Genomic DNA, 6,456 nt, shown 5'->3' with positions numbered 1-6,456 from the left:
TCTACTAATGACGAAATTCTTCAATTTTTACTTTACGGGAAATCCGATTTTATAGGATTATATACTTACAATCAAACCGGAGGTCGGGGTCAATATGGGAATCGCTGGGCAATTATTCCTGAACAGAACCTGGCTTTTTCATTAGCCGCTAACAGTCTAAATTTCAAAATTTCAGATAGTTTATTCAATTATTATACCGCAAGTATTGTGAGGGATTTCCTTGCCAGTTTGACCGAATATCCGGTAGAAATAAAGTGGCCTAATGATATTATTCTAAAAGGAAAAAAGGTAGTTGGAATTCTGATTGAAAGGAAAAAGGCTCAAAGTAAAAATTACTACATAATAGGAATTGGGATTAATATACTTCAGAAAGACTTTAATGAAATTTCCAATGCAGGATCACTCCTAACGCAGACTGGAACCACTTTTAACCTTAGCGACCTTACCTATTCCCTCTATGACACCTTTATAAAAAGACTGTCCAACATTCCTTCCGAAGAAGAAATTATGAATCATTTTAACCTTCATTTATTTCGAAAAGATAAGATTTCAGTATTCGAAATCAGACAAAAGAGACAAAATGGCATTATTAAATTTGCTGACAAAAAGGGTGAGCTTTGGATAGAGCTGGAAGATGGTTTACAATCTTTTTACCACAAAGAAGTAAAACTTCTTTACTGATTAGCTCTTTTCAGGTACAAATAAAGCGTTATCGGCAAAAACACAAGGTTCGGAAACCACATAGCAAGTGCCGGTGACATACTTTTATTTTCCGAAACCACTTTTAAGGCTTCAAATGAAAATACAAAGATAAAGGCCAATGAAATTCCTATTGCCAAATTGATTCCCAACCCCCCTCTTTTCTTTTGTGAGGAAAGAGAAAGCGCCAGAAAAGTTAGAATAATAATAGAAACCGGCATTGAAGTTCTCTGGTAAAGCTCATTGAGGTAAGAATTAAGGTTACTGTTTCCTTTTTCTTTTTCCCTTTCAATGAATTTTAAAAGTTCCGGTGTTGTTTTATTCTGGCCTAACAATTCGTTAGGAAAAAGTTCTTGGGGAGTATGCCCATAGCTTTTCCTTAATTCAAAACCATTTCCAAGCTTTTCCGTATCATCTTTATTAATGGTTTTCTCAAAATAATTATTCAGCACAAACTGTTTTTTCTGGGTATCCCAATATACTTCGGAAGATTTAAGCTCATAGGTCATTCTTCTATCCTTATCAAATCGTTGAAAAATAAATCCAGAGCCTCTGTTTTCTCTTTTATTCCAGGAATTGACAAAAATATATTCAGTTTTACTCAGCTGAGCCGATGCAGGAGCTGTTCCCAGAATTTTATCCTTGTTTCTCTGGTTATAGGTATAAGCCTCGAGCTCATTTTTTTTAATATTAGCCCATGGCAGAACAAGATGATTAATCGTTAGCGAAATCAATGCAATAAAAATCGATGTATATAAATAAGGTTTCGCAAACCTGTGAAAACTCGCTCCACTACTGATAATAGCAACAATCTCTGTGTTATTGGCCATTCTTGAGGTAAAATAAATTACCGAAATAAAAACAAGAATCGACAAAAAAGTAACCACAAGATTTACAATCCAGTAAGGATAAAAGTGAATTAGAAAATAAGTGAGATCCAATTTAGGGTCTACACTTTTTGCATTCTCTATTCTTGGTATCTTTTGCTGAACATCTATGACCAGTACCACTATAGACAGCAAGATAAGCATGAAACTAAATGTCCCAAGGTATTTCTTTACAATATATCTGTCTATAATTTTAAACATAAATTCTTATAGTCTTTGTTTCAAAACAGGAACTACTGATTTCTTCCATTCATAAAAATCTCCTGCCACAATATGTTCTCTGGCTACTCTTACAAGGTCTAAATAAAACGCCAGATTATGAATTGAAGCAATCTGCTTTGCCAGATATTCTTTGGATACAAATAAATGACGAACATATGCTTTTGAATATTCCTTATCTACAAAACTTGTCCCAAACTCATCCAAAGGCGAAAAATCCCGCTTCCATTTTTCATTTTTAAGATTCATAACACCTTTCCAAGTAAACAACATCGCATTCCTCGCATTTCTGGTAGGCATTACACAATCCATCATATCAATTCCCAACCCTATAGATTCCAGAATATTCCAGGGAGTTCCCACTCCCATCAAATACCTTGGTTTTTCTTTGGGTAGAATATCGGTAACCTCATCGGTAATTCTGTACATTTCTTCTTCAGGTTCTCCCACAGAAAGTCCTCCGATCGCATTTCCATCAGCACCTGCTTCCGCTATCACTTCTGCCGATATTTTTCTTAAATCTGAATAAGTAGAACCCTGAACAATTGGAAACAGCCTTTGTTTATGACCGTAGAGTTCTTTATTTTCTGCTGTCCAATCAATACATCTCTTCAGCCACCTGTGAGTAAGCTCCATGGATAATTTAGCCTGATTGTATTCACAAGGATAAGGGGTGCATTCATCAAACGCCATAAAAATATCTGCTCCGATCTGTCTTTGAATTTCCATAGATTTCTCCGGAGAAATAAAATGGTAACTGCCATCAATATGAGATTTAAACTTTACTCCTTCTTCCGTCATTTTTCTACTATTAGAAAGAGAAAACACCTGAAAACCTCCTGAGTCCGTAAGAATAGGAAGGTCCCAGTTCATGAATTTATGTAAACCTCCTGCTTCCTGCATAACATCCATGGTAGGACGAAGGTATAAATGATATGTATTTCCTAAAATAATCTGAGCTTTAATATCTTCTCTCAGCTCCCTCTGGTGAACAGTTTTTACACTTGCCACCGTTCCCACCGGCATAAATATAGGGGTCTGAATCTGCCCGTGATCAGTAGCAATTAATCCTGCTCTGGCTTTTCCTTCTGAGTTTTTTTCTATAGTAAAAAATTTCATCCTTAATCTGTTTAAATCATCATCTTACTGATGAATTTATCTTGCGAAGTTAGGAATTCCTTCATTCCTCTTCGTCTTATCCTTAATATACTGATCTGCTTTCGGATCTTTTTTTATGAGTATTTTTTGGGCTTTATCAGTTATTCCTTCCATGTCTTGTTTAACCACATAATAATTAAAACTTTCTACAAAATCATCCGGTTTTACGTTATGAGATTTTAAAATATATCTTGTTCCGCTTTCCAGATTTGTATTCTGATACATAAAAGTAGCCTGATCATTAATTGCTAAGTCAGCAAGAATTTCAGCCATAGCATCTTTTGGAACCAGATTTTTCGGCTCATCTATATAGTTGCCACAGGAAAACAAAAGGATAAAAACGAAAAGACTCAACACCTTTTTCATAATCTGTTAATCAGTGATTTCCATTTTAAATTTAAAACACCAAATACCGCTTCATGAATAATTCCTCCATTCATTTTGCTTTCTCCTAAGATTCTGTTTGTAAAAATAATAGGAACTTCTACAATTTTAAAGCCCTTTTTATAAGCTCTGAACTTCATTTCAATCTGGAACCCGTATCCTTTGAGTCTTACATTATCCAATCCTATTTCTTCAAGTACTTTTCTGGAAAAACATACAAATCCCGCTGTAGTATCATGAATAGGCAACCCTAAAATAAACCTTACATATTTGGATGCAAAATAAGATAACAGCACCCTTCCCATAGGCCAGTTAACAACATTTACCCCTTTCGAATACCGGGATCCTATTGCCATATCCGCTTTCAGACATGCTTCATAGAGTTTAGGAAGATCCGCAGGATTATGCGAAAAATCAGCATCCATTTCAAAAATATAATCATACTGGTTTTGTATAGCCCATTTAAACCCATGAATATAAGCCTTTCCAAGCCCATCTTTTATATGTCTTATCGATAAATGGAGCTCATGCGGATATTCTTTCTGTAAATCTTTAACGATATCTGCCGTATGATCAGGAGATGAATCATCTACCACCAGAATATGGAAATCCTCTTCCAATGCAAAAACAGCGGAGATAATATTTTTAATATTTTCCTTTTCGTTATATGTTGGAATAATGACGAGTTTCTTCATTTCAATCTGCAAAGATAATCTAAGCTTTTTATTTTATACAAAATAATCTATAATTTTGCAAAAAACATTCCGTTGCCAGTAACAAAATTTGTAAACCATGTAAGAATGCCCGAAAACAATGATTGGGTGATCTTCATTCTTTTAGGCTGTATATTCTTATATATCTTTATGATGAACATCATAGAGAGAGGAGCTGCCCTAAAAGATTTTTTAATGCAGAAATATTTTGACTCCAGCAACAATCTCCCTAACTGGCTGATTGTTTCCTGTGTAACGACTCTTACACTCACCGTTATGGTGTCTCAATATATCCCTATCGTTCCTAAAGCTGTGACTGATCTGCAAATTGCCGGATATCAGATGAATAAATTCGGGTATAGTTTATTTGTTCTTATTTTCTTTTATTTAATAAAATCAATTCTTGGCTTTTTATTTTACCAAAGTATTGGTGACGGAAAGAAATGGACTGTTTTCTATTTTACCGCAACAAAATTCTATTTTATCTTGTCATTTCTTCTGATAATACTGTGTATTGCTCACTATTATTTTCCAATAGATAAAAATGTAATATTTGTTTATTATTTACTGTTCTTTTGTTTTGTATTCATTTTCAAAATATTTTTCTATTTCTTTCATAAAAATGACATCCTGCCGGAAAAGTGGTATTATAAATTTTTGTATATTTGCACGCTCCAAATCATACCATTGTTAATGCTTTGGAAGTTGTTATTTTTTTAATAAAAGTCTAATGATGAGAATAAAGTCTATATTGGTTTCTCAACCTGCGCCGGGCGAATCTTCTCCTTATCTGGATATTGCAAAGAAGGAAAAAATAAAAATTGATTTCCGTCCCTTTATCCATGTAGAAGGAGTTGATAACAAGGAACTTCGAACACAGAAAATTGATCTGACACAATATACTGGGATTATTTTTACCAGCAAAAATGCGATAGACCACTACTTTAGACTCGCTGAAGAACTGAGATTTACAGTTCCGGATACCATGAGATATATCTGCCAGTCTGAAGCCGTAGCAAACTATCTTCAGAAACATATTGTATACCGTAAAAGAAAAATCAGCTTTGGGGAAAAAAATTTCTCGGATCTGTTACCACTTTTCAAGAAGTTCCCATCAGAAAAGTATCTTTTACCCTCTTCAGATGTATTGAGTCCTGATATTCCTAAAACATTGGATTCTGCTAATATTGACTGGACAAGAGCCATCATGTACAGAACAGTATGCAGTGATTTAACAGATATTAAGATCAAAGATTATGATATGCTGATATTTTTCAGTCCTCAGGGGATTAAATCTTTACAACTAAACTTTCCTGACTTTAAACAGGATGAAACAAAAATCGGAGTTTTTGGAAATTCCACATTAGCTGCTGCTGAAGAAGCAGGATTAACGATAGATCTAATGGCTCCTACAAAGGAAACCCCGTCTATGACAATGGCTCTTGAAAAATATATTAAAAGCTTACACAAGTAACATTTATTACAATAAATAAAATAGCCGTCTTTCTTCTTATAAAAGACGGCTATTTTATTTAAATGCCTTTTGGCAAATCACCTGAAGTTTTATTTTTAATCAGGCAATTATAATTGGAAAGTTATCCCTACTTCTTTTGATAAATACCAAACTCTTCCTCATCATGATAACTCCAGATATCAACTTCAGGATGATTATTTACAAATCTACGTAGTTTATCTAGTGTGGCTATTCTTAAATCGTTATCATCAGCTCTTACTCTGGCCAATTCATTCACAGGATGGTTAAAGTCCGTTAGCTCAGATTTCAAGTAGTAGGCATCTGCAACATAAAATAACCACTTTTTATCTGCTTTTAAGGCCACTCCACAATGTCCTAATGTATGTCCGAAAAGCGGAACAAGATATATTTCTGCCTCAATACTTACATTTACCTTTCTTGCTTCAAATCCAAACCAATCAAAATCCGATTTTTTATAGGTTTTTATAATTGGATTATGAGCCAAGGGGATTTTCAAATACCGAGGGTTCCCCGAGTTGAAATTGTTAAATTCTTCAATTCCTACATGAACTGTTGCATTTGGAAAATCTGCAAGTCCACCTATATGATCATTATCTAAATGTGAAATTACACAATCTGTTACATTTTGAGGGTCAAACCCTAAATTTTCAATTTGTCGTAATGCTGTTTGATTTTCATTGAAACTATAGCCTACGATATCAATTAATTCTTTACCTATTCTTTTTTCAGGGTTTTGAATATCTAAAAGCCCTATACCTGTATCTATAAGAATTAAATTATTGTTTTTTTTGATCAATAAGCAATGCCCGATAGCCTTACTCCCCATAGGAGAGTCTATTTCTACACAATTGAGATGATATAGCTGCATTATTCCATATATTTTGAAGTTAATTATACAAAT

8 protein-coding genes are annotated in these 6,456 nt (G+C 34.0%); 3 read left to right on the top strand and 5 right to left on the bottom strand.

The window, feature by feature from the left end:
• Nucleotides 1-681: biotin--[acetyl-CoA-carboxylase] ligase (locus tag Q0A18_RS08430; RefSeq protein ID WP_292009709.1), on the top strand; the 681-nt coding region annotated here is incomplete at its 5' end.
• Here the strand turns inward: Q0A18_RS08430 and Q0A18_RS08425 are convergent.
• Genes Q0A18_RS08425 through Q0A18_RS08410 form a run of 4 tightly spaced genes read right to left on the bottom strand, consistent with a single transcriptional unit; the run spans nt 675 to nt 4,042 of the window.
• A complete protein-coding gene (locus Q0A18_RS08425) occupies nt 675-1,787 on the bottom strand; it encodes an LptF/LptG family permease (RefSeq protein ID WP_292009708.1) in 1,113 nt (370 codons plus the stop codon). The two genes, Q0A18_RS08430 and Q0A18_RS08425, sit on opposite strands and share 7 nt — an antisense overlap.
• 6 nt (nt 1,788-1,793) lie before the next feature.
• Nucleotides 1,794-2,924, bottom strand: coding sequence for a tRNA guanosine(34) transglycosylase Tgt (tgt, locus tag Q0A18_RS08420; RefSeq protein WP_292009707.1), 1,131 nt, complete (start codon nt 2,922-2,924; stop codon nt 1,794-1,796).
• Nucleotides 2,925-2,960: 36 nt separating this feature from the next.
• Nucleotides 2,961-3,329, bottom strand: a complete 369-nt coding sequence (locus Q0A18_RS08415) for a DUF4296 domain-containing protein (RefSeq protein ID WP_292009706.1) — start codon at nt 3,327-3,329, stop codon at nt 2,961-2,963.
• Complete coding sequence (locus tag Q0A18_RS08410) at nt 3,326-4,042, bottom strand: polyprenol monophosphomannose synthase (RefSeq protein WP_292009705.1); 717 nt, start codon at nt 4,040-4,042, stop codon at nt 3,326-3,328. The genes Q0A18_RS08415 and Q0A18_RS08410 overlap by 4 nt, the downstream gene beginning before the upstream one ends.
• A 105-nt stretch (nt 4,043-4,147) precedes the next feature.
• On the opposite strand from Q0A18_RS08410, the gene Q0A18_RS08405 reads away from it, so the two are divergent.
• Together Q0A18_RS08405 and Q0A18_RS08400 are read left to right on the top strand one after the other, a co-directional pair.
• A complete protein-coding gene (locus tag Q0A18_RS08405; RefSeq protein ID WP_292009704.1) occupies nt 4,148-4,780 on the top strand; it encodes a DUF4271 domain-containing protein in 633 nt (210 codons plus the stop codon).
• Nucleotides 4,781-4,793: 13 nt separating this feature from the next.
• Complete coding sequence (locus tag Q0A18_RS08400) at nt 4,794-5,534, top strand: uroporphyrinogen-III synthase (RefSeq protein WP_292009710.1); 741 nt, start codon at nt 4,794-4,796, stop codon at nt 5,532-5,534.
• A gap of 127 nt (nt 5,535-5,661) precedes the next feature.
• Here the strand turns inward: Q0A18_RS08400 and Q0A18_RS08395 are convergent.
• The coding region (locus tag Q0A18_RS08395) for an MBL fold metallo-hydrolase (protein ID WP_292009703.1) at nt 5,662-6,456 on the bottom strand (795 nt) is incomplete at its 5' end.

The organism is Chryseobacterium sp. (assembly GCF_022712095.1).
Classification (GTDB): Bacteria; Bacteroidota; Bacteroidia; order Flavobacteriales; family Weeksellaceae; genus Chryseobacterium.
Note: the sequence above shows the minus strand (reverse complement) of the source record. Positions and strands in the feature narration are given on the sequence as shown.

Coding starts and splice junctions, on each gene's coding strand:
- Q0A18_RS08425 (WP_292009708.1), bottom strand. CDS start 1,787: ATGTTTAAAATTATAGACAGATATATTGTAAAGAAATACCTTGGGACA.
- tgt (WP_292009707.1), bottom strand. CDS start 2,924: ATGAAATTTTTTACTATAGAAAAAAACTCAGAAGGAAAAGCCAGAGCA.
- Q0A18_RS08415 (WP_292009706.1), bottom strand. CDS start 3,329: ATGAAAAAGGTGTTGAGTCTTTTCGTTTTTATCCTTTTGTTTTCCTGT.
- Q0A18_RS08410 (WP_292009705.1), bottom strand. CDS start 4,042: ATGAAGAAACTCGTCATTATTCCAACATATAACGAAAAGGAAAATATT.
- Q0A18_RS08405 (WP_292009704.1), top strand. CDS start 4,148: ATGCCCGAAAACAATGATTGGGTGATCTTCATTCTTTTAGGCTGTATA.
- Q0A18_RS08400 (WP_292009710.1), top strand. CDS start 4,794: ATGAGAATAAAGTCTATATTGGTTTCTCAACCTGCGCCGGGCGAATCT.